Source organism: Halomonas sp. DP4Y7-1 (assembly GCF_019800705.1).
In the GTDB taxonomy this organism is placed as follows: Bacteria; Pseudomonadota; Gammaproteobacteria; order Pseudomonadales; family Halomonadaceae; genus Halomonas; species Halomonas litopenaei_A.
Map to the genome: position 1 here is coordinate 117,255 of NZ_JAHVKS010000002.1, position 24,412 is coordinate 141,666.

Sequence of the window (24,412 nt, forward strand, 5' to 3'; positions counted from 1 at the left end):
AAGGTCACCATGCGCAACCCACACACCGCCAGGAAGGCTGACCCTCGCCCCGGCTCTGACCGGCGCGTGCACGTCGACCTGCAGCATCTGGCAGGCCTGGAGCCCCACGGCAACCGCCTGGCACTGCTGCCGCGGCAACCCGCGCGCAGTGTGCTCAATGGCCGCCACGGCTCGCGCCTGCGCGGTCGCGGCCTGGACTTCCTCGAGCTGCGTGACTATCAGCCGTCAGACGACGTGCGCAGCATCGACTGGCGCGTCACCGCTCGCACCGGTTCCCCCTACGTGCGGGTGTTTACCGAGGAGCGTGATCGTCCTGCCCTGCTGGTGGTGGATCAGCGCATGTCGATGTTCTTCGGCAGCCGCCATGCGATGAAGTCGGTCGTCGCCGCCGAAGCCGCCGCTCTGCTCAGCTTTGCGGTGGTGCACCAGGGAGATCGACTGGGAGGCATCGTGGTGACCGATGACGGTGTCGAGGAGTTCAGGCCGCGCCGCTCGCGTGCTCAGGTCATGCGCTTTTTGACCTCTTTGGCGAATGCCAACCAGCGCCTGGAAGCCCGTCGTCCGGCCCCCTCGCCCACTTCTCTCGATCAGGTACTGGTCTCGGCGTCACGCCTGGCCAGCCGCGATCACCTGGTCATTGTATTGAGCGACTTTGACGTGCCAGGGCCGCGCACCGAGGCCATGCTCAGCGCGCTTCGGCGCCATAACGATGTCATCCTGGTCGCGGTCAGCGACCCGCTGGCCGATGCCCTGCCAGACGACATGAGCTGTCTGGCCACCGACGGGCGCCAGCACGCGCGCCTGGACACCGCAGAAGCGGCCCAGCGTGAGGCGCTGGAAGGTGTCGCCCACAGGCGCCGAGCCGCACTGGACGCCTGGTCTCGCAAGTTCGCCATCAGCCTGGTGTCACTGTCCGCCGGTGCGCCGACGCTGCCCCAACTGCGCCGCCTGTTGGGGCTCGCTCCGACCCAGGATGACGGCCAGACCTCGGGCAAGGAGAGGCGGACATGACGCCGAGCGCTGACGTGAACGACATTACCCTGCTGTCGGATTTGATCGATCAGCTGTCACCGGCGCCGCAACCGGCGCCGATTGCCTGGATCCCTCAGACCTGGGGCTGGGCAGTGCTGGCCATGGGGCTGCTGGCCCTGCTGCTGTTTATCGGAGTGCGCCGGTGGCGTCACTGGCAGGCCAATGCCTATCGCCGAGACGCGCTGCGGGAGCTGGATCTTCGCCTCTCCCAGGAAGGCACCTCCGTCTTGGCGGAGGTGCTCAAGCGAACCGCCCTGAGCGCCTACCCCCGGGAGCTGGTCGCCGGACTCAGCGGGTCCCGCTGGTGGCAGTTCCTGGACCAGACGCTGCCGACGACGCCCTCGCCCGCCTCTCGGCGTTTTGATGGTCCGCTGGGGCAGGAGGTGTCGGCAGGAGCCTATCGCGACAGCGCCGCCTCGCCGTCCGCTGCACTGACTCAGCTTGCCCGTCAATGGATACGCAAGCACCGCACGGATGCCCCGACGCCGCACCACGACCAGGGAGCCGATCGATGATGGAGCTGGCCAATCCCTGGGCCTTCGCACTGCTGCCCCTGCTCTGGCTGGTCCGCTGGTTACCCGCCTACCGCCGCCCACTGGCCGCCCTGCGCCTGCCCTTCTTTGATCAACTGGTGGATGCGGCAGGCAGCTCGAAGGCCGGCGAACAACGCCGCTCCCCTTTAAGCCGTCTGTTACAGCTCACGATCTGGGTGCTGATCGTGGTGGCGCTGGCACGCCCGGAAAAACTCAGCGAACCCATCGTCTGGCAAAGTGCCGCCCGTGACCTGATTCTGGCGGTGGATATCTCCGGCAGCATGGACGAGCGAGACCTGATCGACAGTGAAGACCAGCCGCGCCAGCGCCTGGCGGCGGTCAAGGACGTCATCCGCGACTTTGTTGCTGACCGCGAGGGCGAGCGTCTGGCGCTGATCGTGTTCGGCACCCGCGCCTACGTTCAGGCGCCACTGACAGAGGATCTCGACACCCTCACGGCGCTGCTCGACCAGACCGAGGTGGGCATGGCCGGCCCCCACACCGCATTGGGCGATGCCATGGGCCTGGCGATTCGGCAATTCGAGGCCAGCGAGGTGGAACAGCGCCTGTTGGTATTGCTCTCCGATGGTGCCGACACCGGCAGCAGGATGAGCCCGATCAATGCCGCCAACATCGCCGCCCAACGTGAAGTTCGTGTGGTCACCATTGCAATCGGTGACCCTGACGGCAGTGGCGAAAATCGGGTCGATACCGATACCCTCAAGGCCATCGCCGACACCACCGATGGCGCCTTCTTCACCGCCGCGGACCAGCAGGCCCTGGCCGCGGTGTACCAGCGCATCGACGAACTGGCTCCGCGCAAGGTGGCGACCCATAGCTACCGCGAACACCACTCACTCAGTCACTGGCCGCTGGCGCTTGCCGGCCTGCTGGCGCTGCTGATGCTGACCCTGGATCGTCGTTCGCGCCCGCCTGCTACGCCCCCCCAAGCCGCGTCGGCAAGACCAGAGGAGGACGCCGCATGAGCGATTGGATGGCGGGTCTCGCTGACTTCCACCTGCTGCGTCCGCTGTGGTGTCTGCTGTTGCCGGTGGTCGCCGCGCTGTGGTGGTGTCGCCGTCGCATACCGGCCGACCAGCTGGGTGGAGGCCATGTTGCGCCACACCTGGCCGACGCGCTGCGCACCGACGCTAACCGCCGCAAGCGCCTGTCACCGGTGGATACTCTGGCACTGCTGGCCTGCCTGCTGATCCTGGCCGCCGCGGGTCCTTCCTGGACCCGCCTGCCAAATCCGCTGGTGGCCCATAGCGCTCCCCTGGTGGTGGTGCTGAAGGTGACGTCGAGCATGGAGGCAACCGATGTACCGCCCAGCCGCCTGGAGCGCGCCAAGCACAAGATTCAGGACCTGCTGAAGCGCAGGGATGGTGCTCGCACCGCCCTGGTGGCCTATGCAGGCAGCGTCCATCAGGTCGTGCCCTTGACCGACGACCCCACCTTGATGGCGCCCTACCTGGAAGGGCTGTCGACAGATGTCATGCCGAGTGGCGGCGGTGATGCGGGCGCTGACGCCTTGGCCCTTGCCAGTGATATCCTTGCCAAGGCCCAGCAGAGCGATGGCAGCGTGGCGGGTTCGGTGTTGCTGGTGACCGATACGCTTCCTGACGCGCCCAGCGCGGGCACGTCCACGCCTTCGCCAGACTCGCTGAACCAACTGATCACCCTCGCCGTTCAGCCTAGCGGTGCGCCGTCCCTTGGCGACATGGCGCCGGGCCCACTGTTCGCCGATGTGCAAAGCGTCAACCTGAGCACCGACGACAGCGACCTGGACCAGATCGTGGCCAGCCTGGATGCGACGTACCAGCAGGCGCTCAACAATGACGAGCGACTGTCCTGGGAAGATCGCGGCGTGTGGCTGGCCTGGCCGGCGGCACTGCTGGCCTTGCTCGGGTTCCGGCGTGGCTGGCACCTGACGCTGGCCGGCCTGGTGGTACTGCCGAGCCTGTGGTTGGGTCCCGTCCCGCAGGCCTTCGCCCAGGAGGCCTCCCGCGCGGTGGACCAGCATGTGGCGACGCCGCTGGAGCGCGCGGCGCAATCTGTCGCCAATGCGTTTCTGACGCCGGACCAGCAGGGCCGCTGGTGGGCAGATCGTGGCGACTACGGCCGCGCCGCCGAACACTTCCAGGATCCCGCATGGCAGGGCTATGCGCTCTATCGCGACGGCCAGTACGACGCTGCTGCCGAGTGGCTGGGACGCCAGGACAGCGCCGACGCCGCCTTCACCCAGGGTCTTGCGCTGATCAAGAATCGTCAGTATCGCCCCGCCATCACCGCCTTCGAGACCGTGCTCGAACGAGATCCCGACTACCCAGAGGGTGAGCGCAACCTGGCCCTCGCCCGGGAAATTCTCGAGTACGTCGAAAAGACCCGGGAACAGTCTGACACCGGCGAGGATCAGGGAATCGGCGCTGACGACGTGGTCTTCGACAACAAGGAAGCCCGCGGTGAAGAAACCGAGACGCCCGTCGATGAGCCCAGCGGCCAGATCAGTGCCGAGCAGTGGATCGAGACCCTCGACAGCGACACCAGCGACTACCTGCGCCAGCGCTTCGCTATTGAGGCGTTGCAGGATGGCCAGGCGATGATGTCGAGCGATACTCCCTTTCTGGACCTGGCAAGGACGACGCCATGACTGCCACACAACGCTCAAGCGTGTCCTCCGCCCTGCTGCTGACGCTACTGCTCACCTCTGGCAGCCTGGCCACGACCGCCCTGGCAGAGCCCGAGCCTACTGCAGACCCAGCGGCGGCATCAGCGAGCCCCGAAACCGCAGCGGACAGCGCGGACGCCAACCAGACAGCCGCTACACAGCCCCGCGTTGAGGCGAGCCAGTCCGAGGACAGCCTCGCCCCCGGGGAAGATTCAGTGGCGGCATCAGCGAGCCCCGAAACCGCAGCGGACAGCGCGGACGCCAACCAGACAGCCGCTACACAGCCCCGCGTTGAGGCGAGCCTGTCCGAGGACAGCCTCGCCCCCGGGGAAAGCAGCGAGCTGCGCATTACCGTGCTGGTGCCCACCTGGATGCCAACACCGGTCGAGTTCCCCACCCTCGACCAGCCTGGCCTGCGGGTGACCCTGGGCGAGCGTTCAACCACGCCCGTCAGCCAACAGGTCGACGGCAAGACCTGGTCTGGCGTATCGCGCCGCTATCAGCTGACGCCGCTGAGTGCGGGACGCTTTGAGCTCGGCGGCGGCACGCTGGATGTCAGCGTTGCCACCCCAGGCAGCCAGCAGGCCAAGGTTCAGCAGATAGTCCTGCCGCCTATCAGCCTCACCGCGAGCCTGCCTGAGGCCGCCCGTGGACTGGAGCCCTACCTGGCGGCGACGCGCATCGACCTGGAGCAATCCCTCGAGATCACCCGTGCCGATGGCGATAGCGAGACGCTGGATGAGATTGACCCGGACACCCCCCTCGAGCTTGCCCCCGGGGACAGCATCCGCCGCACGGTAAGCGCCACCCTGGAAGGGGGCAGCGCCCTGTTGTTGCCCACGCTGCTGGAGGCACCAGACAGCAATGATTCAGCCAGCTTCGCTAACCTGGGCGTCTACCCCCAGGCGCCGCGCCTGGAAGAGAGCCGAGGCGGCGGTCGCCGCACCGACACCCTGACCTATGTCGCCGAAGCCGGGGGACAGACAGAGCTGCCGGGCGTCACGCTTCGCTGGTATAACCCGATAGAGCAAGAGCTCGATAGCACCAGCCTGGAGTCGGTCCCGGTGAGCGTTTCGGGTTCCGCCGCGATCGGCGGCCAGCTCAAGAACCGTGCCCCCCTGCTGGTCGGCCTGAGCCTGCTGGCAGCGGTGCTGCTCGGACTGGCCGTCTGGCTCTATCGCCGTCTGGGACCCCGCGGACGCCTCTTGCTGGAGCAGCGCCGTCGCCGTCAGCAGGCACACAGGGAAGCCAACGGTCATGCAGACCGTGAACGACTCAAGCAGGCCATCGCTAGCCGCGACCTGGTCGCCTGCCGGCGCCACTGGCAAGCCCTAGGCAGTAAGTTGCCGGTCGACAGTCGCGCCCACCAGCAGGTGAATGATGCGCTGGATCGCCTGTGCAGACGAAAGCTGGGCCCGGATACCACGGCGTCGTCAGACCCTGACCCAGGCGTGGCTGAGGACTGGCAACGTCTTGAGCAGGCGCTCCCTCCCGTGCGCGAGCTGGCACGGCACACGCAGGGAGCCTCCCCCTTTTCCTCTGCTTCCATGAAGCCCTTGAACCCGATGGCAGAAGTGACTCGACGTAATGCATAGACCCCGTGGCTATTTCTCGACACGCCCGCCCCTCATTGTCGCTCTGCTCGGCTGGAAACAGCGCTCTATCGGCCTGCTGGTGGGGCTGACGGTACTGTTGGCAATGTCAGGACTGGGATTTCCCCCCACGGCTGCGGCCAGTCAACCCCAGGGGACCTTGCCCACTCTCGCCAGTGCCACCCAGGGCTATGCCCCCGAAGGCAGCTGCGCTTCCTGTCACGAGGCAGAGACCCAGGCGTGGCAGGACTCGGACCACGGTTGGGCCATGCGCGAGGCCACTCCGGCCAATGTGCTTGGCGACTTTGATGATGCGGTATTCGAGGATGGCGAGGTAAAAGCCCGCTTTACACGTGACGGCGAGACCTTTCTGGCGATCCTGGAAGGTCCCGGTGATCCCGCCGAGACCTTCGAGATTCTCTACACCTTTGGCTTCTCCCCGCTGCAACAGTACCTGGTGGCTCAACCGGGAGGACGCTTGCAGGGGCTGACCATCGCCTGGGACTCACGCCCCGAGAGCGAAGGCGGCCAGCGCTGGTTCTCCCTCTACCCCGGCCAGGCCTTCACCCCAGACGACCCACTGCACTGGCGCGGGCGCTATCAGAACTGGAATGCCATGTGCGCCGACTGCCATTCCACCAACCTGGAAAAGCACTACGATCTGGAGAGCGACAGCTTCGCCACCACCTGGCACGAGCAGAGTGTGGGCTGCCAGAGCTGCCATGGGCCCGCCCAGTCACACCTGGATTGGGCCGAGCAGTGGAGCGCGGAGGACAACGCACTGGATGCAGCTCAAGCATCGGCTAATAACGGCGACAAGGGCCTGCCGCTATCACTGAGTGAGATGCCTGGGCCTGAGCTGGTCGAGCAGTGCGCACGCTGCCACAGCCGTCGCCAGATGCTCGGCGCCGGGCCGGTTCACGGGGCTCCGCTGACCGATGCCGCTCTGCCCAGCCTGCTGAGCGACGGCATGTACCACGCCGATGGCCAGATCGAGGGAGAGGTCTATGTCTACGGCTCCTTCACCCAAAGCCGTATGTATCAGGAAGGGGTCAGCTGCGTCGACTGCCATGACCCACACACCAACAAGGTCAGGGTCGAGGGCAACGGTCTGTGCATGCAGTGCCACAACCCGTCACCCCCGCCGCGCTTTCCGACGATGAAGGCCGCTCACTACGATACGCCGGAGCATCACCATCACGAGCCCGGCAGCCCCGGCGCTCAGTGCGTCAGCTGCCACATGCCGGAAACCACCTACATGGTGGTGGACCCCAGGCGCGATCACAGCTTCCGCGTACCGCGCCCGGACCTGGCCGCCGCCACGGACAGTCCCGATGCCTGTACCCGCTGCCATGAGGACCTTTCCCCGGAACAGGCAGCCGACCAGATTCGCGACTGGTTCGGTGACCAGCGTCGGGCCGCCAGCGAATCCCACTATGGCGTGGCGCTGCAATCGGCCCGCCAGGGGCGTCCCGAAGCCCCGGACTACCTCAAGGCGCTGATAGATGACAGCGATACCCCTGACATTGTCAGGGCCACCGCCGTCGACGAACTGGCGCCATTTGCCAGCGAAGCGCTGCCCACCCTTGAACAAGCACTCAGCGATGACAGTGCTCAGGTCCGGGCTGCCGCCATCCCGGTCTTCGCCCAGGCGCCAGAACATGCTCGGGTCGAACTGCTGCTGCCGCTGGTCGACGACCCCCGCCTGGCGGTTCGCGATGAAGCCGTCAAGGCCCTGGCAGGGACCTCGTTGATGGTCATGCCCGAAGACCGGCGCGACGCCTTCCTCGAGGCGCGACGGGACTATGAGCGACGCCTGCGCGAAAACGCGGACCTGCCCGGCAATCGCCTCAACCTGGCGGTGCTGCTGGCACGTACCGCCCGTGAAGACGAGGCCGAAGCGCAGTATCGGGCGGCGCTGGAGATGGACCCCTACTTCCTGCCGGCCCGTGCCAATCTGGTGACTCAGCTCAGCGCTGAGGGCCGGCGAGAGGACGCCCAGGCGGTGCTGCGCGATGGCATCGATAGAGACGCCATGCCCGCGCCGGACCGTGGTCATCTGGCCTACCTGCTGGCCCTGTCGTTGTCGGAGAGCGGCAATATGGAAGAGGCGGTGGAGTGGCTGGAGAAAGCCGCCGAATGGCGCCCGGGACACGCCAGAACCCACTACAACCGCGGCCTTATGCTGGACCGTCTGGGCAGGAAGGACGAGGCCCGGGATGCGCTGATGCAAGGGCTTCGCCAGGCTCCCGGCGATGCCGACCTGCTGTACGCGCTGGTCTACGTCAACGCTACCAGCGGCCGAATCTCCGAGGCCTTGGCCGCACTGGCGGAGTTGCGAAGGCTGCGACCTGACGACCCCCGGCTTGGCCAGCTGGAGCGCCAGCTAAGGGCCAACTGACGGTCAGGCGTCGACAGACCTCATGAGCGAACAAAGCGAGCGAACAGGGTGAGCGAAAAAGGCGAGCGGAGACGACATACTCCGCCGCCTTGGCACGCGCCTCAGGCGCTGCTGGCATCGACCACCAGTCGGTTGCGGCCTTCCCGCTTGGCGGTATAGCTGGCCGCATCGGCTCGCTCGACCAGCGCCGCGACATCGACATCACCGGGGCGAAACTCGGTGATACCGAGACTGGACGTCACCCGATACTCGTGGCCTTCATGCACCACACAGGTCCCGTGAATGGCAGAAAGGATAGCCTCGCCGATGCGTCTGGCCTGAGCCAGGGAACAGCTTGGCAGAAGCACCGCGAACTCGTCTCCCCCCTGACGGGCAACATGATCACTGCTGCGCACACAGCCCGACACTTCCCTGGCGATACGCTTGAGCATCTCGTCGCCCAGGGGGTGGCCGCCTTCATCGTTGATCGGCTTGAAGCGATCCAGGTCGAACAGGATCAGCGCAGAGGGCGTCGACGTCTTGCGCCAGTCCACCATGGCCTCCTCCAGGCGCCGCTCGAAGCCACGCCGATTGAGTAGTCCGGTCAGCGGGTCATGCTCGGCCTCCCATTGACTCATGGCCTCCTGCTGGCGGCGAGCCGTGATGTCCTTGACGGTACCCACGAAACCGAAGATATCGTCGTCAATCGCCACCTGGCTGGCATGCACCTCAAGCCACAGCAGTTCTCCGTCTTCACGCCAGTAGCGATACTGACGCAGGAAGGTCTGACCAGACATCAGGCTGTAGCGCCACAGCTCGATGGCGGACTCGCGATCTTCTGCATGGATGGCCTGAACCCAGGCCGAACGGTCCATGTCATCCGGCGAACGCCCGGTCAGCTGCACCAGGGCATCGTTCACATAGGTGATACGGCCCTGGGTATCCGTCACGAACATGCCGATGGGGGAAGACGCCAATACCCCGTCCAGAAAGGCTTCACGACCGCGCAGGTCGGCCAGCGCCTTTTCGCGTTCCACCTCGACGGCATTGAAGGCCGAGGCCAGCTGGACCAGTTCCTTCATCTGGGTATCCAGCACCACGCGACCGCGGGTGCCCTTGCCCACCTGGGCGATCTGCGACTGCAACTGGTACAGCGGTCGCAGCAGCAGCCAGACCATCCATCCCAGCAACGGCAGCAGCAGCAAGGCAATCCCGATGCCCACCGCTCCCAAGCGCTCGAGTAGTCCTCGTAGCGGCGCGAGTACCTGGTTTTCCGGCAGGAAGACTCCCACCACCCAGTTGGCAGGCCACACCTGACGATAGGACTGGAAGGTCATCTCACCACTGAAAGCGGGACCATAGCGCTCTCCCTGCCAACCATACAGAGCAAGGTCGAGGGCCGGATTATGATTGAGCTCACCCTCGCGCCCCAATTCCCCCATTACCTGGCGTTGGTCCGGATGGTAGAGCACCTGACCGGCGGCGGAAAATACCGCAGCGTAGCCGTCATTGCCGATTCTGACTCGACTCAGGCGGCGAAAGATGCCTCCGGCGTTGACTTCCACCACCCCCGCCAGAGCGCCCTCGAAACGCCCCTCGTCGGACACCAGCGGTACCATGAGCAGAACCAGCGGCAGTCCGATGACGCGTCCATAGATGGGCTCACTGACGTAGGGGCGGCGCACCTCGCGCATAAAGCTGAAATATTCCCGGTCACTGATATCAAGGCCCTGGCGCCCTGGCGTAGGCGGCCAGTCGGCGGCTACCTTGCCGGTTGCGTCCATCACGACCAGAGCATCGAACAGCTCGAGCAGGGCCCCACTATCGCGAAGGGCCTCACTGGAGGCGTCCAGCAGAGCCCGGTTATCACGCAGCGCTGCCAGTCGACCGAGCATATCGAGCCGGGTATCAATTTCCTCGGTCACCTCATCGGCGATCAGTCGGGTTTCGTAACGCAGGTGGGAAAAGTTGACCTCGCGAACCAGATCCTTCCCGGTGTACCAGCCCCAGACCAGCAGAATCGTGATCACTACCAGCCAGGTGGCTGCTAGACCGATCAACATTCTCACTTGTAGTGACAGCGTTGCCACGACACTGAACAGCTTGGCCACGAAGGTTGGTCCTCAGGATATGTCAGCGAGTTATCACATCCGTCGTGAATAACATAAATACTACTCCTAAACACTCATTTCCTATAACCGAAATAGAAAGGAATCATTGTTCCCATGAGACATCAGTCTCTATCTTTAAGACGTAGACCGTGATCAGTGAACAATGGAGACGCCTCATGACCCGCAAGACCATGACCACCAGCGCCGGAGCCCCCATCGGCGACAACCAGAACAGCCTGACGGCCGGTCCGCGTGGGCCCTTGCTGCTTGAGGACTACCAACTGCTGGAGAAGCTCGCCCACCAGAACCGCGAGCGCATCCCCGAGCGTACCGTGCACGCCAAGGGCTGGGGCGCCCACGGCACCCTGACCATTACCGGTGACATCACTCGCTATTCCAAGGCCAAGGTCTTCACTCCGGGCAGCCAGACGCCGATGCTGGCGCGTTTCTCGACCGTTGCCGGTGAGCAAGGCGCAGCCGATGCCGAGCGCGACGTTCGCGGCTTTGCGCTCAAGTTCTACACCGAGGAAGGCAACTGGGACCTGGTCGGCAACAATACGCCGGTCTTCTTTATCCGCGACCCATATAAGTTCCCGGACTTCATCCACACCCAGAAGCGCCATCCCCGCACCAACATGCGCTCCGCCACGGCAGCCTGGGACTTCTGGTCACTGTCGCCTGAGTCACTTCATCAGGTCACCATGCTGATGTCGGACCGCGGTCTGCCCACCGATGTGCGTCATATCAATGGTTACGGCTCGCACACCTATTCATTGATTAATGCTGACGGCGAGCGCGTGTGGTGCAAGTTCCATTTCCGCACCGCCCAGGGACACCAGCACTTTACCGATGCCGAGGCGGAGGAAGTGGTCGGCAAGAGCCGTGAAACGACTCAGGAAGATCTCTACAACGCACTCGAGAACGGTGATTACCCGCGCTGGAACGTCTTCATTCAGGTGATGACAGAAGACGAGGCCAAGCGCTGCCCCTTCAACCCGTTCGACCTGACCAAGGTATGGCCCCACGGCGACTATCCGCTGATCGAGGTGGGTCACTTCGAGCTCAACCGCAACGCCGATAACTACTTCGCCGAAATCGAGCAGGCCGCCTTCTCACCGTCCAACAAGGTGCCGGGCATCGGCTTCTCACCGGACAAGATGCTGCAGGCCAGGGTCTTCTCCTATGCAGACGCCCACCGCTATCGTCTCGGCACCCACTACGAGGCGCTGCCGGTGAACCAGCCGAAATGCCCGGTCCACCACTACCACAAGGATGGCCCGATGCGCTTCTTCGCCAATGGAGAGGAAAACCCGGACGCCTACTACGAGCCCAACTCTTTCGGAGGCCCGCAGGAAGACCCCAGCGCTGTCGAGCCGCCGCTGCCGCTGGAAGGTGACGCCTGGCGCCACAACCATCGTGACGGCAACGACGACTACAGCCAGCCGCGGGCCCTGTTCGAGCTGATGAGCGACGACCAGAAGCAGCGTCTGTTTGGCAACATCGCCCGTCATATGCAGGGGGTTCCAAGCGAGATCAAGGAGCGCCAGCTGGGCCACTTCGAGAAGTGTCACCCGGAGTACGCTGCTGGCGTACGAGAGGCCATCGCCCGAGTCGGGGATTGATCACCAGTCCTGACGACGCCTTCACCACTAAAAAAACGGGCCCCGCGGGGCCCGTCCTTTTATTACTCTTTGCCACAACCGGCCCATCGGGGCTTAGTTGTCGAGCACAACCTTCAGCTCGTAGTTATTGGGGCCGTCCATCGCGTTGCCGAACTTCTGTCCAGTGACGCGGATGTGGTAGGTGCCCGGATCCAGCTGGGTGGACAGGTCCACGTTACCGTTAAAGCCTTCACCAGCGCCTTCGGCAACAATGCGACCGGAGCCATCCGCCACTTCCATGGTCAGACGATAGGTGTCTTCATCTCCCGGCGGGAAGGTGGAGGTCGTGATACGTACTTGACTAGGCTCAGCCACGTTGAAGGACAGCACCTCACCACGAGCACGAATCTTGACGTCGGTCTTGACGCTCTGTACCTGGCGCTCGCCCGGGTCATCACTGCGTGCTTCACTGCCACTGACGCTATCGGAGGCCCCGGCAACCGCCGCCGTACCGGCCACCGCGGCACCGCCGGCCGCTGCACTGGTGGCTCCAGCACTGGAGGCAGCCGCACTGGAAGCCGTCGCACTTGAAGCGGCGGCCGCCGAACCGCTAGCCGTCGCGGAGGCTGACGTTGTAGTGGCAGACTGGCCTCCCAGGGTCACCACGGCGTCACGACTGGTGACAAAGGCGCTCTGATTGCCGTCACGATCAGACCCCACGAACTGCAGCCCGACTCCATCATCGACTTCGATCCGGTTACCCTGGCTATCCAGGCCCACCACAGCAATGCTGTAGCCATCGCCGGCGCGGCCGCGACGGCCAAAGCGGGTGCCCTTGACCTGCAGTTCATACTTGCCAGGAGTCAGGCGGCTTTCGAGCTGCAGCCCGCCTTCCTGGCCGTAGCCCTGACCACGAGCGATCACATTACCGGCATCGTCTTGCAGTACGGCTTCAATCTGGTAGGTATCCTCGTAGCCGGCGCTGACGCGGCTTTCGAAACGATAGACACCCTCTTCCTCTACCTCGAAATCATGCGCGTGAGGAGTTCCGAACAGAAAGGTCTGGCTGCGCGCGTCGCTTTCCGGCTTGAAGAAGCCGGTCAGGTCGAGCTGACGATTCTCCTCGCGGAAGCGCTCGGTCATGACGCTATCGGATGCCTGGACGGTGGAGCTGGCCAGAGCAACGCCAAGCGCCAGCAGCGCCGCGGGTAGGGTGACGTCTTTCATGGATCCTCACATGCTTGCGGTAGAGTGCAGAAAAAAGCCGATCCCGGAGGATCGGCTTTCGTTTATAGCGTCACAACGCTAGGGGGGTCAAACCTGTTGGATTAGAACAGGTAGGTCAGACCCACGGCGTAGCCGTCACCCTGGTCGTTGTCACGGTCACGCCAGGCGCCTTCCACGTAGGTGTACATGGCGTCGGAGATGTTGTAAGTCACGCCGCCAACCACTTCGTTGAAGTTGTCGTCGTCGTTCTCGTCATCGTTGGCGGAGTCAAAGTCGCTGAAGCCATTGCCACCGAAGTCGATGTACTGGTAGGCGCCGTAGACGTCGCCCATGCCGTTGCCGTAGCCGTAGCGGGCACCGATGGCGTAGTAGTCAGCGTCCTTCAGGAAGTCGTTGTCAGACTCGAAACGCTCGTACTTGAGGGCAACGCGCAGGCTGTCCCACTGGTACTGCATGGTCACACCGTACTGGTCGCCCAGATCTTCGTCATCGATGGTGACGGTTTTCTGTTCGGTTACGACGATGTTGTCAGCATCAACAGTGGTAGTGTTGTAGGTGACGGTCTGGTCTTCGATGTCGTAGATGCCCAGGTCGTCGTACACACCAGCGATAGAGAAGCCGCCGTAGGTGTACTTCAGACCACCGAAGAAGGAAGCTTCGCCGCCGTCAGACAGGTTTTCGTTCTCGGCGTCGCCCTTGTACTGGCTACCAACCGCGAACTGGAAGCCGCCCCAGACCGGAGAGGTGTAGGTGATCTTGTCGCCTTCGGGATCGCCGGCAACAACGTCGGCGCTGTCAGCATCTTCACCCGGAGCACCCTTGAAGGTGTTGGAGTCAGAGGCATCGAAGTATTCGTTGTTGGTGATCGGATCCTGGATCCAGTCATCCAGCAGGGAGTCGTAGGAACCGACGCGCGCGTCACCGAAGTTGCCCTTCAAGCCGATGTAGGCAGTGTCGCCTGCATCACGGCCAGCAACCTTCATTTCGTCGGCCTTGAAGTCGTCGATTTCGATCTTGGCGTAACCGATCAGACCGTTGTAGATGACGTGCTCAGCGGCGAAACCGAAGGTAGAGCCGTTGTCGGCGATTTCGTCACGACTTTCGCCGTCAGCATCCTTAACGCCGGCGTAAACCAGCTGGACGTTACCGTAGATGTCGAGCTTGGTGCCGTCTTGGTTGTAGACGGTAGCAGCCTGGGCGCCAACGGCGGTGAAGGCAGCAGCACCAGCGATGGCAGTCGCTAACAGTGTCTTTTTCATTGCTGAGTTCCTTTTGACTAGCTTGCTGTTTCGATCGTTGCTGCGCTTGGCAGCCTTGGCTTGCCGGTCATTGCCGGCTCGTAATTCTGTCCTTACGGGTTCCTGGCAGGGAACCTGAACAGCGAGCCCGACAGCGGCGAAGCCTTGTTATAGTCCAATGCTCGCAAGGGCAACCATATACCGGGTTTCTCAGGAGCGCAACAAGAAAAAAACACTGTTTTCGTTCCAGCTGCCCATCGCTTCGACACCGATCCCTGCGAAAATGCTACCCGAGCAGAAACTGCAAAAGGCAGTTAACGAACAATGTTCGCCAACTGTTTACCGATTCTGCATAGAAAGCTGCATCGGGCGTAGCGCTAACATCATGCCCCGCTGATGTGACGCTTTCAAGTCAATGAGAGAGCAAACGGGTTGAACAGCCGCTCCTGCTATCAACGGCATTGGGCTACCATCGCAGCGACGCCAGTACCGGCGCGTCACTGCGTTGCGTTGTGTTGTGCTGTGTTAGTGCTTCACGGATAGGCTGGTGCTGGGCGGCAGGGGTCAGGCATTGCTCGACGGCTGCCGTCAGCGCTTCTTTAGCGGCTGCTGTTGTGACGCGCCAGCAGTTCATCCAGCTTTCGCTGAAGGCGCGTTTCCTCGCCATCCCCCTGACGATCCGGAGTGACGGCAGGTATATCGCTGTCTGCAGGACGAGCGGGCTTGGCGCTCACACTGTCAGTGTCCCGGTGGCCAGCGTGAGTCGACGCCTTGGCGGATGCGGAGGTGTCGCTGTTGCCGGTGCCTGAAGGCTTGCCGGAATCGGAACCCTTGTCGGAGTCTGAGTGGTTGTCGGAGCCTGAGGGCTTGTCGTTGCCGTGCCCCTTGTTGCGCCGACGGCGCGACATTGTGCCGCGCCCACGCTGCTCCGCCTGCAGTCGGTCCAGCTTGCGTTTGGCATGCTCCGCCGCCTGGGCATCGACCTGGCCGACCAGTTCGCCGTCCAGGCCAATCCGCTCCGCCCCTTCACGCACGGACTTGAGGTAGCGAGGCAGGTTCACATAGCAGGCCAAGGCCCGGCGGACGAGCTTTTCCGGCCAGGGTTCCCGGGCGGCCAGCTCCTCGTGGATGCCCACCTTAAGTGGCCGGGTGTGGCCCTTGAAGAAGGTCTGGTCATAACGACGATACCAATCACCCAGCAGTGCCTGGGGAGACGGCGCCTTGTCAAAGGCGAGGTCGCCCTGCACTCCCACCTCTGTATCAGGCTTTTCTGCGACCTGGTCATCGCTGTGACTGGACAGCGCAGCCGTGTCGGCCGTCGCCGTTGGGGGGTTCTCGGTAGCAGTCACCTCGGCAGCAGTCGACTCCTGTGCCCTTTCATCTTTCACCGGCTCGCTGCCATGGCCCAAAGAGGCCGGGCTGTCCTGGCCGGGCTGGGACGCGATCGTCGGCGCGCTGGACGAAGCGCCCTGCTCTCGTTCATCGCGTGCAGGGCTATCTATGGCAGGGCTATCTATGGCAGGGCTATCGATAACAGGGCTATCGCCGACAGGACGTGGACGATGCTGCATCAGGGCAGCCAACCCCTGGGCTCGGCGCTGGGGGGGACGGAAGGCAGTAATGTCAGGTTCGTGATCCGGGTGCTCGACGCGGTCACGCAGTCGGGCATTGTGCGCCTCAAGCTCGCGATTCTGCTCATCGAGTTCGCGGTTTTCTTCCTTGAGCTCGCTATTTTCCTCGAACAGCGCGGTGCGCTCTTGGATCAACGACGCGCGCTCCTCAATCAGCGACGCGCGTTCCTCGATCAACGACGAGCGCTCCTCAAGTAGCGACTCACGCTGGGACGCCAGGGCACGATGCTCGGTTTCCAGGGTCTGCTGCGCTTGCCGCAGGGTGTCGAGCTGTGCTTCCAGATCACCCAGGCGCTCCCGTGCAGCGTTCAATTCGCTGGCCAGGCGCTGCTTGTCATCCAGCAGCTGGCGCTGGTCGCTGGACAGCTGCCGCTCGCGCAGGCGACCTTCACGCAGTCCGTCCAACAGCGACGCCGTTCGTTGCTCAAGCGCCTCCAACGGGTGTTCTGCGCGTGTCTCGCTCACGTCGACTCCTCCAGGCTCACCAGGTTACTGCGATGACGGGGCCGCTGATGTCAGCGCCCGCTATTGTCGGGATTATCGACACAGTCTGTGCCAGGCCCGGCGATGTGGCAATTGTCGCCTGTCTGCGACGATCGGCACCCACTCTATTTACCGGACGTTCAGGCTGACATGCCGTCTTGCGAGCGGGACCGCTCGTAGCGCACAAAACGATAGTGGGGCTGGCCTTCGGCGGGCGTACCGGCGTCGCTTGCCTGTTCGGTCCAATCGTCATCAAGAGCCGGGAAGAAGGCATCCCCCTCGATCTCGATATCGACCTCGGTCAGATACAGTCGCGACGCCAGCGGCATGGCCTGGGCATAAATCTGAGCGCCCCCCATCACCATGATTTCCTCAGCGGCCTCGATGGTGGCCTGCTGGTCTGCCAAGGCAATGGCGCTGGCCAGATCGTGACATACCCTGACGCCGTCATGGGCGAAGGTCTTGTCCCGCGTCACCACGATGTTGAGGCGATTGGGCAGCGGACGGCCAATGGACTCGAAGGTCTTGCGCCCCATCACCAGGGGCTTGGCCTGGGTCATGCGCTTGAAGAACTTGAGATCCTCCGGCAGGTACCAGGGCAGCTGGTTATCCACACCGATCACTCGGTTGCGCGACATGGCGGCGATCATGGCCACCGGCACAAAGGTGTCGAGCTCCGCGATCCGCTGAGCATCACTGTCAGGATGAGACTGTTCCGTCATCGGCGCCTGGGTCATACCGCCACCTCTGCCTTGATATGGGGATGTGGTTCATAGTCTTCGATGGCAATGTGTTCGAAGCGGAAATCGAACAGGTTGTCGACGCTCGGGTCCAGCACCAGCCTGGGTGCGGAGGTCGGCTGACGACTCAGCTGCAGCTCGGCCTGCTCCAGATGATTGAGGTAAAGGTGGGCATCTCCCAGGGTATGCACGAAGTCGCCGGGCTTGAGCCCAACCACCTGGGCAATCATCTGCGTCAGTAGCGCATAGCTGGCGATATTGAACGGCACGCCCAGAAAGATATCGGCGCTGCGCTGGTAGAGCTGGCACGACAGCTTGCCGTCAGCCACATAGAACTGGAACAGGCAGTGGCAAGGAGGCAGCGCCATCTCATCCACCAGGGCAGGGTTCCAGGCAGAGACAATCAGGCGACGGGATCCGGGGTTCGTGGCGATCTGTTCCAGCAGCGTTTCGATCTGGTCCACATGGCCGCCCCGCGGGTCGGGCCAGCTGCGCCACTGATAGCCATACACAGGCCCGAGGTCGCCATCCTCATCCGCCCACTCATCCCAGATACGGACACCGTGTTCCTTCAGGTAGGCAATATTGGTATCACCCTTCAGAAACCACAGCAGCTCGTGGATGATCGAGCGCAGGTGAAGTTTCTTGGTCGTCACCAGCGGAAAACCACGGGACAGGTCAAAACGCATCTGGTGACCAAAGATCGAGCGGGTGCCCACGCCGGTGCGGTCTTCCCGCTCGACGCCGTTGTCCAGCACGGCGCGCATCAGATCCAGGTAAGGCTGTTCCAAGGCGGGCAGAGAGGCGGTTTCAGGGGCGACGACAGACATGGGCAATCACTCGTTGGAACGTTTCAAGACGAAGCTGGCCGGTCATTCTACTGACCGGCCAGCCGTGATACCAGAAGCGGCAGCGCTCGTCCCGAAAGCGATTCGTCAGCGCCGATCGTCAAGCAACAGGCGCGCCCTCATCCGGCGCTCGGGCTAAGCCTGGCATCCACTGGCTGACGACGGGACCAGGCCACCAGCAGCACGCCAAAAACGATCATCGGCAGGCTGAGCAGCATGCCCATGGTGACCCAGTCGAAGGCAATGAAGCCTAGCTGGGGGTCGGGTCTGCGCACGAACTCCACCGAGAAGCGGAAGGCGCCGTAGCCCAGCAGGAACAGACCCGATACCAGGCCCCGACGTCTGGGCGTGGCCGACACCCACCACAGCACCACAAACAGCACCACGCCTTCCAACAAGGCTTCGTACAGTGACGACGGATGGCGCGGTTCAGGGCCATAGCCGGGAAACGGCATGCCCCAGGGCAGGTCAGTGACGCGCCCCGGCAGCTCGTGATTGATGAAGTTACCGATACGTCCTGCCCCAAGGCCGATCGGTACCAGCGGCGCGACGAAATCGGTCAGCGTGAAAAACGCCAGCTGCTTGCGACGGGCAAACAGCAAGGCTGCCAGCAGCACCCCGATCAGGCCGCCGTGGAAGCTCATGCCACCATCCCACACCTTGACGATCCACAGCGGATCCGCCAGCCACTGGTCCAGTCCGTAAAACAGCGCGTACCCCAGTCGTCCCCCTGCCACGACACCGATGGCGGCGTAGAACAGCAGGTCGCCCACATCGTCACGGGTCAAACCGATCCGATGCGCTCGGCGACAGCCCAGCCACCATGCCGCGACAAAGCCGACGACATACATCAGTCCATACCAGTGGACCTTGAAGGGACCCAGCGCGATGGCCACCGGGTCGATTTGAGGGTATGACAGCATGCTCGGTTATGTCCCTGATCAGTAAGAGAGTGAAATCGATATGGCGGAAGACTCATGTGACCGCGAAACCCTGCTCGGGTTCGCTACAGCAGGAAGCCGAGTCCGACTACCGTCAGCAGCAGTGCGAATGACAGTTTGAGCACCCGTGCCGGCAGCCGGTGGGCCAGGCGCACACCCAGCCTGGCGCAGGGGACGCTGGTCAGGGCAATGCCGAACAGGGCAGGCAGCATGAGAAAGCCTACCGCCCCCTGAGGTAGCCGAGGATCGCCCCAGCCCACCGCGACAAAGGTCAGGGCCCCGACCAGCGCAATCGGCAGGCCACAGGCAGCCGAGGTGCCCACCGCCTGGGTCATGGTGGCGCCACAGCGAATCAGCCAGGGTACGCTCAGAGTGCCCCCGCCGATACCGAACAGTGCAGAAATCCCCCCGATGACGCCGCCAGCGACGATCATGCTGCGCCGCCCCGGCGCGCTGCTGCCGGCCTTGGGTGAGCGCCCCAGTACCAGCTTCAGCGCAACCAGCAGCAGGAACACCCCAAACAGCGTTCCCAGCATGCCGCCGGACAGGGCTCCCGCCACGAAGACCCCTGCGATGGCCCCAAGCACCAGCCCTGGAAGCAGGGCTACCAGCCAGTCGCGGCGAATGCTGCCGCGCCGATAGTGTCCCAGGGCCGAGGAAGAACCGGTGATGACGATACTTGCCAGGGAGGTGCCTACGGCCAGGTGCATGGAAATCTCCACAGGCACTTGCTGCAGTGCAAACACGGCCATCAGGCTGGGAACGATGATCAGTCCTCCGCCCACGCCATACAAGCCGGCAAGCGCCCCAGCGACCGCCCCGAGCGCCAGATAGGACATGATGGCCATGAGCATCAGGACAGCCTCGCGGATTGAGGCAGCCAGGTGTCGAGCAATTCGAGCAATGCCTGGGGACGATACGGCTTGGCCAGGAAGGCATCCATGCCGACCTCCTTGAAGCGCTGTTGGTCTTCATCGCTGGCATTGGCCGTCAGCGCGATCACTACCGCACGAGGGCGTTCCGGGTGAGCGGCCTCGACAGCGCGCAAGCGACGAGAAGTCTCGATACCGTCGATATCAGGCAGCACGATATCCATCAGCACCAGGTCCACCACATGGGCATCTAGCCACTCCAGGGCCTCTTCGCCGCGGGTTGCGGTAACCACGTCCACCCCACGGCGTTCCAGCACTTCGCGTGCCAGCATCAAATTGACCGGGCCATCGTCGACGATCAGAACTTTCGGTGCCTGGTGTCGCGGGGATGAATCCCGAGCGGCGCTTCTCTCTTCCTCGTCGCCCGCCTCCAGATTGTCCAGCAGCAGGCGTATATCGCCCAAGCGGCGCAGCAGCTCGCCGGAGGGCCTTGCCACGCCATCGACGGTCTCAGTGTCGGCTGCCCGACGGCTTTCCTGCTGACTGTCGGCCTGCGCCTGCGGTGAAGGGGTGCCATCTGCTTGCATCAGTGATTCCAGCTCGACCACCAGCGGCGCCAATGCCTTGCTCAGGTGGCTCAGATAGCTCGACTTCAAGCGCGATTCCTCGCGAGCACGGGATAGTGCAGCTTCCAGCCGGCGACTTTCCTGCTGCCAATTGCTGACTTGATCGGCATGAATGATCGGCCCCAGGCCAACCATAGGGGGCGGAGCTTCCGCCACGGGAGGAGCGCTGGACTCGAAGGCATCGAGCAGCGTTTCGACTCGGTCAACGGGAGCGCCGGCAGCCTCAGCGGGCTTTCCTGTCCTCGTCTTGAGTACCTGATGCAGGCATGCCTCGACTCTGTCGAGCAGCCCGCCAAGATCCCGCTCCACCTCGGCTAGTCGATGCTTGAGCAGCACCAGGAACACCATGATATTGAGCGCGGTGCCCACCAGCAGCCCCGTGATCATCCACAGCGTCGTGCTCCAGCTGGATGCCGCCGGCATCAGCCAGTGCAGCGATAGCGCCAGCACCAGGCATAGCGCCAGCAGTACCCCCTGGGCAGCTGCCACTGGCCACAGGATGGGAATGACCAGCCTGCGCCACAAGCGTTCCTTGCCGTCGTCGCCTAGCATCATCCCTACCGTTATGTGAAGGAACCACGAGTTTACGTCGCCAGCTGCCGACTGTCATGGTGGCACAGACGACGACATAAACGCTGTCCTCGCGGATTCCCATCGGCGACATATGCCGCTACCCTGCATCGATGTGTCTTATCGCCCTGCACCACGCCCCAGCTGACAGCGCCCCCGACAGTCGGCACGCTGTTGTTCTCATCGCCAATCGCGATGAGCTGCACGCTCGCCCGACCGCCCCGCTGGCGGCCTGGGACGATGCTCCCAGTCTGGTCGCAGGACGTGACCTGGAGGCCGGAGGCACCTGGCTTGGGGTCCACCGCCGCGGGCGCTTTGCCGCCATCACCAACGTCCGCGACCCCGACTTTATCCCCGAGCCTCCGGTAGCGAGCCGCGGCCTACTGGTGCGACAAGCACTGGAAACCGACGACCTAGAGCACTGGCTGCACCGTCAACAGTGCGACCATGCCTTGGCATATGCCGGTTTCAACCTGCTGGTCGGTGATGGGGAACATCTCTGGCATCTGCGCCGGGATCGTCATGGCGCTACCCTTGACCGGGTCACGCCAGGTACCCACGGGCTGTCCAATGCGTCACTGGATACGCCATGGCCAAAACTCGAGAAAGTGACGCAGGCCCTGACTGACGATGTCATCCACCAACGGGTCGAGACACTTCCTCAGGCCCGTCGAGGGTTCAGTGACCAGCGGCGCCCGGAGGACGAGCGCCTGCCCGACACCGGCGTCGGGCTCGACCTTGAGCGCTTCCTGTCACCTGCCTTTATCGTTGGCGATGACTACGGCACCAGGGCGACCACCAGCGTGGTGCTCGTGCGGGGCGATGTGAACAACGGCGTCGATGAGCACTTTGTCATCCACGAACAACGTTTTGGCCCTGGTGGCAGCTTCCTCGGGGAATCGCGGCTGACATTGCCCATCAGCCGCCGCTAACCCAGCGCAAGCCAGTAGGTACCAGGCACTGCGCCTAAGCATCTCAATCCCGTGGCGGCAGCAGATGGGCCAGCTGCCAATCTTCCATTCGCTGCGTCAGGTGAGCACGCACCTGGGCCGGGGTATCCAAGGCCAGCGTCTGCGTGACCAGCTCTGCCGCGTCCTGACGGGTCACGCGACGGATGGCAGCACGCACCCTGGGCAGGTTCGGGCCGTTCATGGACAGCACCCTGAATCCCATTCCCATCAGCAGCAGTGCTCCCGCAGGATCACCGGCCAACTCGCCGCACACCGATGTTGGCACACCCAGCTCGTCACTTTCTGCTGCCAGACGATACAGTGCCGACAGCACCGCCGGATGGCAGGAGTCATAGAGGTCCGCCACGCGTGGATTGTTGCGATCCACCGCCAGCAGGTACTGGGTCAGGTCGTTGCTGCCCACCGAGAAGAAGTCGACCCGAGCTGCCAGTGCCTTGAGCTGATACAGGGTCGCCGGCACTTCCAGCATCACCCCCAGGCGCGGACGACGCACATCGACGCCTTCTTCGCCCAGCTCGACGATGGCGCGCTCGATCAACCTCAGGGTGTCGTCCACCTCGTTGACGTTGGTCACCATCGGCAGCAGCAGCTCCAGGTTGTCGAGGCCTTGTGAGGCTCTCAACATGGCCCGCAGCTGCACCATCAACACTTCGGGGTGATCCAGGGTCACGCGGATACCGCGCCAGCCCAGGAACGGATTGGCTTCCTCGATCGGGAAATAGGGCAGATCCTTGTCGCCACCGATGTCCAGCGTGCGCATGACCACGGGCAGAGGGGAAAAGCTCTCCAACTGCTCGCGGTAGAGGCGTGTCTGTTCCTGTTCGCCGGGGAAGCGCTCGGTGATCATGAAAGGCACTTCCGTGCGATACAGCCCCACCCCGCCGATGCGCGTCTTCAATGACGCCACGGTATCGACCGTCAGGCCGGTGTTGACCATCAGGGTCATGGCGTGGGCATCCGGCGTCACGCTGGGCAGGTCCTGCTCGTGCTCGAGCATGGCCGCCAGGGCCTTCTCCTCGTTGATCAGGCTCTGGTAATGGGCCACCAGCTCCGGCCCGGGCCGCACGAACACACGCCCGCGGTGGCCGTCCATGACCAGTGGGGCACCGTCCAGGCGAGGCAGCGGCAGGTCGACCATCCCCGACACCAGCGGAATGCCCATTGCACGGGCAATGATGGCCACATGGGAGTTGCTGGAACCCCGCACCGAAATCAACCCACCGAGGCGCTCCCGCGGGACCTCGCCCAGCAGGGCAACGCTGATCTCGTCACCGATAAGAATGGCGCCCTTGGGATAGTGCTCCGGCAGGCGTGGGGATTCCTCCTGGAGGTGCGCCAGCACGCGCCGCCCCAGGTCACGCACGTCCGCCGCGCGCTCCCGCAGGTAGTCGTCATCCACGCGCTCCAGGTACTGCACGTGACGGCGGACCACGTCGGCCAGCGCCCCGGGCGCCCATTGCCCCTCGCGGATGCGCTTTTCGACTTCCTGGGATAACGCCGCCTCTCCCAGCATCTGCTGGTACACATCGAACAGCGCCAGCTCCTGAGTGGAGATACGATTGGCGAGGCGCTCGCCTGCCGCGCGAATCTCGTCACGCACCCGTGCGATGGCCTCCTTGAGGCGAGCGATCTCGTACTCCACATCGGTGGGAATCAGGTCAGGCACGCTATCCAGATCCGCCGGGGGTGACAGCACCACCGCTTCACCGATGGCCATTCCCGGGGATGCCGCCACCCCGACAAAGGTTGCCTGGACACCGGGAAAGGCCGGACAGGTCAAACCACCGGTGGCCAGCGCATGGGCCAGCACACCCGCCAGCTGAGCGCCCATGGTGACCAGAAAGGCCTCATCGGATTCGTCATAGCGTCGTCGTTCGGTCTGCTGCACCACCAATACGCCGAGCATGCGCCGCTGGTGAATGATGGGAACGCCAAGGAAACTGGAATAGCGCTCTTCGCCGGTGGCCTCGAAATAGCGGAAGCTGGGATGCGCCTGGGCATCTTCCAGGTTGAGAGGCTCTTCCCTGCGTGCAACGGTACCCACCAGCCCCTCGCCCACCGGAAGCGCCACCTGGCCCACGGCCTGGGTACGCAGGCCGATGGTCTCCATCAGGACCAGGGCTTCACGTTCGCTGTCGTAGAGATAGAACGAGCAGACATCGGTCTGCATCGCCTTGCGCGTGCGCCGAACGAGGGTCGCCAGCGCAGCGTCCAGGCTGCGCGCGCTGTTGACCTCTTGAATGATGCGTTGAAGGACCTTGAGCATGAAAGGCCTCACCCCTGTTCTTGTACTGGTCCGGTCAAGGGGCGACCGAACAATGATTGGGGACCATCTTGCCAGGTCAGCG

At 63.6% G+C, this 24,412-nt stretch carries 18 protein-coding genes; 8 read left to right on the top strand and 10 right to left on the bottom strand.

What is annotated here, in order from left to right; genetic code table 11:
* The first annotated feature begins 9 nt into the window (after positions 1 to 9).
* From KUV72_RS04100 to KUV72_RS04125, 6 genes are read left to right on the top strand one after another with little or no spacing between them, the layout of a single operon-like run.
* Positions 10 to 1,011: a DUF58 domain-containing protein gene (locus KUV72_RS04100; protein ID WP_222237541.1), complete on the top strand. Its 1,002-nt coding sequence runs from the start codon at positions 10 to 12 to the stop codon at positions 1,009 to 1,011.
* Positions 1,008 to 1,547 carry a DUF4381 domain-containing protein gene (locus KUV72_RS04105; protein ID WP_222237542.1) on the top strand — a complete coding sequence of 180 codons (540 nt, stop codon included), beginning with the start codon at positions 1,008 to 1,010 and terminating at the stop codon, positions 1,545 to 1,547. Before KUV72_RS04100 ends, KUV72_RS04105 begins: the two co-directional genes overlap by 4 nt.
* Positions 1,544 to 2,551, top strand: a complete 1,008-nt coding sequence (locus KUV72_RS04110) for a vWA domain-containing protein (RefSeq protein ID WP_222237543.1) — start codon at positions 1,544 to 1,546, stop codon at positions 2,549 to 2,551. Before KUV72_RS04105 ends, KUV72_RS04110 begins: the two co-directional genes overlap by 4 nt.
* A complete protein-coding gene (locus KUV72_RS04115; RefSeq protein WP_222237544.1) occupies positions 2,548 to 4,215 on the top strand; it encodes a VWA domain-containing protein in 1,668 nt (555 codons plus the stop codon). Before KUV72_RS04110 ends, KUV72_RS04115 begins: the two co-directional genes overlap by 4 nt.
* Positions 4,212 to 5,828, top strand: a complete 1,617-nt coding sequence (locus tag KUV72_RS04120) for a BatD family protein (RefSeq protein WP_222237545.1) — start codon at positions 4,212 to 4,214, stop codon at positions 5,826 to 5,828. The genes KUV72_RS04115 and KUV72_RS04120 overlap by 4 nt, the downstream gene beginning before the upstream one ends.
* Positions 5,821 to 8,226, top strand: coding sequence for a tetratricopeptide repeat protein (locus KUV72_RS04125; RefSeq protein WP_222237546.1), 2,406 nt, complete (start codon positions 5,821 to 5,823; stop codon positions 8,224 to 8,226). Before KUV72_RS04120 ends, KUV72_RS04125 begins: the two co-directional genes overlap by 8 nt.
* Positions 8,227 to 8,327: 101 nt before the next feature.
* Here KUV72_RS04125 and KUV72_RS04130 read toward each other — a convergent pair whose 3' ends face one another.
* On the bottom strand, positions 8,328 to 10,316 hold the full coding sequence (locus KUV72_RS04130; protein ID WP_315857848.1) for a diguanylate cyclase domain-containing protein: 1,989 nt from the start codon (positions 10,314 to 10,316) through the stop codon (positions 8,328 to 8,330).
* 176 nt (positions 10,317 to 10,492) lie between these two features.
* On the opposite strand from KUV72_RS04130, the gene KUV72_RS04135 reads away from it, so the two are divergent.
* Positions 10,493 to 11,938: a catalase gene (locus KUV72_RS04135; protein WP_222237547.1), complete on the top strand. Its 1,446-nt coding sequence runs from the start codon at positions 10,493 to 10,495 to the stop codon at positions 11,936 to 11,938.
* A gap of 93 nt (positions 11,939 to 12,031) precedes the next feature.
* On the opposite strand, the gene KUV72_RS04140 is transcribed toward KUV72_RS04135, so the two are convergent.
* The 8 genes from KUV72_RS04140 to KUV72_RS04175 all read right to left on the bottom strand — a co-directional run bounded on the left by KUV72_RS04140 (position 12,032) and on the right by KUV72_RS04175 (position 21,075).
* Entirely contained in the window at positions 12,032 to 13,144 is a 1,113-nt protein-coding gene (locus KUV72_RS04140; RefSeq protein WP_222237548.1) for a hypothetical protein, read from the bottom strand.
* 101 nt (positions 13,145 to 13,245) lie between these two features.
* On the bottom strand, positions 13,246 to 14,403 hold the full coding sequence (locus KUV72_RS04145) for a porin (RefSeq protein ID WP_222237549.1): 1,158 nt from the start codon (positions 14,401 to 14,403) through the stop codon (positions 13,246 to 13,248).
* A 578-nt stretch (positions 14,404 to 14,981) separates the two neighbouring features.
* Entirely contained in the window at positions 14,982 to 16,478 is a 1,497-nt protein-coding gene (locus KUV72_RS19955; protein ID WP_315857849.1) for a ProQ/FINO family protein, read from the bottom strand.
* Between the two features lie 158 nt (positions 16,479 to 16,636).
* Positions 16,637 to 17,218, bottom strand: coding sequence for a dihydrofolate reductase (locus tag KUV72_RS04155; RefSeq protein ID WP_222237787.1), 582 nt, complete (start codon positions 17,216 to 17,218; stop codon positions 16,637 to 16,639).
* An 11-nt stretch (positions 17,219 to 17,229) separates the two neighbouring features.
* Positions 17,230 to 18,066: a thymidylate synthase gene (locus tag KUV72_RS04160; protein ID WP_206941097.1), complete on the bottom strand. Its 837-nt coding sequence runs from the start codon at positions 18,064 to 18,066 to the stop codon at positions 17,230 to 17,232.
* 137 nt (positions 18,067 to 18,203) lie between these two features.
* Positions 18,204 to 19,007, bottom strand: a complete 804-nt coding sequence (gene lgt, locus KUV72_RS04165; protein WP_206941099.1) for a prolipoprotein diacylglyceryl transferase — start codon at positions 19,005 to 19,007, stop codon at positions 18,204 to 18,206.
* Positions 19,008 to 19,090: 83 nt separating this feature from the next.
* A complete protein-coding gene (locus tag KUV72_RS04170; RefSeq protein WP_206941101.1) occupies positions 19,091 to 19,879 on the bottom strand; it encodes a sulfite exporter TauE/SafE family protein in 789 nt (262 codons plus the stop codon).
* The gene (locus KUV72_RS04175; protein WP_222237550.1) at positions 19,879 to 21,075 is read right to left on the bottom strand and encodes a response regulator; all 1,197 of its coding nucleotides are present in this window, start codon (positions 21,073 to 21,075) and stop codon (positions 19,879 to 19,881) included. The genes KUV72_RS04170 and KUV72_RS04175 overlap by 1 nt, the downstream gene beginning before the upstream one ends.
* Positions 21,076 to 21,206: 131 nt before the next feature.
* Here KUV72_RS04175 and KUV72_RS04180 point away from each other — a divergent pair, with 131 nt between their 5' ends.
* Positions 21,207 to 22,025, top strand: coding sequence for an NRDE family protein (locus KUV72_RS04180; RefSeq protein WP_222237551.1), 819 nt, complete (start codon positions 21,207 to 21,209; stop codon positions 22,023 to 22,025).
* A 43-nt stretch (positions 22,026 to 22,068) separates the two neighbouring features.
* Here KUV72_RS04180 and ptsP read toward each other — a convergent pair whose 3' ends face one another.
* Positions 22,069 to 24,330 (bottom strand): phosphoenolpyruvate--protein phosphotransferase, encoded by a 2,262-nt coding sequence (ptsP, locus tag KUV72_RS04185; protein ID WP_206941114.1) that lies wholly within the window; start codon positions 24,328 to 24,330, stop codon positions 22,069 to 22,071.
* Between the last annotated feature and the right edge of the window lie 82 nt (positions 24,331 to 24,412).

Coding starts and splice junctions, on each gene's coding strand:
- KUV72_RS04175 (WP_222237550.1), bottom strand. CDS start 21,075: ATGCTAGGCGACGACGGCAAGGAACGCTTGTGGCGCAGGCTGGTCATT.
- KUV72_RS04125 (WP_222237546.1), top strand. CDS start 5,821: ATGCATAGACCCCGTGGCTATTTCTCGACACGCCCGCCCCTCATTGTC.
- KUV72_RS04100 (WP_222237541.1), top strand. CDS start 10: ATGCGCAACCCACACACCGCCAGGAAGGCTGACCCTCGCCCCGGCTCT.
- KUV72_RS04105 (WP_222237542.1), top strand. CDS start 1,008: ATGACGCCGAGCGCTGACGTGAACGACATTACCCTGCTGTCGGATTTG.
- lgt (WP_206941099.1), bottom strand. CDS start 19,007: ATGCTGTCATACCCTCAAATCGACCCGGTGGCCATCGCGCTGGGTCCC.
- KUV72_RS04170 (WP_206941101.1), bottom strand. CDS start 19,879: ATGCTCATGGCCATCATGTCCTATCTGGCGCTCGGGGCGGTCGCTGGG.
- KUV72_RS04155 (WP_222237787.1), bottom strand. CDS start 17,218: ATGACGGAACAGTCTCATCCTGACAGTGATGCTCAGCGGATCGCGGAG.
- KUV72_RS04145 (WP_222237549.1), bottom strand. CDS start 14,403: ATGAAAAAGACACTGTTAGCGACTGCCATCGCTGGTGCTGCTGCCTTC.
- KUV72_RS04140 (WP_222237548.1), bottom strand. CDS start 13,144: ATGAAAGACGTCACCCTACCCGCGGCGCTGCTGGCGCTTGGCGTTGCT.
- ptsP (WP_206941114.1), bottom strand. CDS start 24,330: ATGCTCAAGGTCCTTCAACGCATCATTCAAGAGGTCAACAGCGCGCGC.
- KUV72_RS04135 (WP_222237547.1), top strand. CDS start 10,493: ATGACCCGCAAGACCATGACCACCAGCGCCGGAGCCCCCATCGGCGAC.
- KUV72_RS04110 (WP_222237543.1), top strand. CDS start 1,544: ATGATGGAGCTGGCCAATCCCTGGGCCTTCGCACTGCTGCCCCTGCTC.
- KUV72_RS04120 (WP_222237545.1), top strand. CDS start 4,212: ATGACTGCCACACAACGCTCAAGCGTGTCCTCCGCCCTGCTGCTGACG.
- KUV72_RS04180 (WP_222237551.1), top strand. CDS start 21,207: ATGTGTCTTATCGCCCTGCACCACGCCCCAGCTGACAGCGCCCCCGAC.
- KUV72_RS04160 (WP_206941097.1), bottom strand. CDS start 18,066: ATGTCTGTCGTCGCCCCTGAAACCGCCTCTCTGCCCGCCTTGGAACAG.
- KUV72_RS04115 (WP_222237544.1), top strand. CDS start 2,548: ATGAGCGATTGGATGGCGGGTCTCGCTGACTTCCACCTGCTGCGTCCG.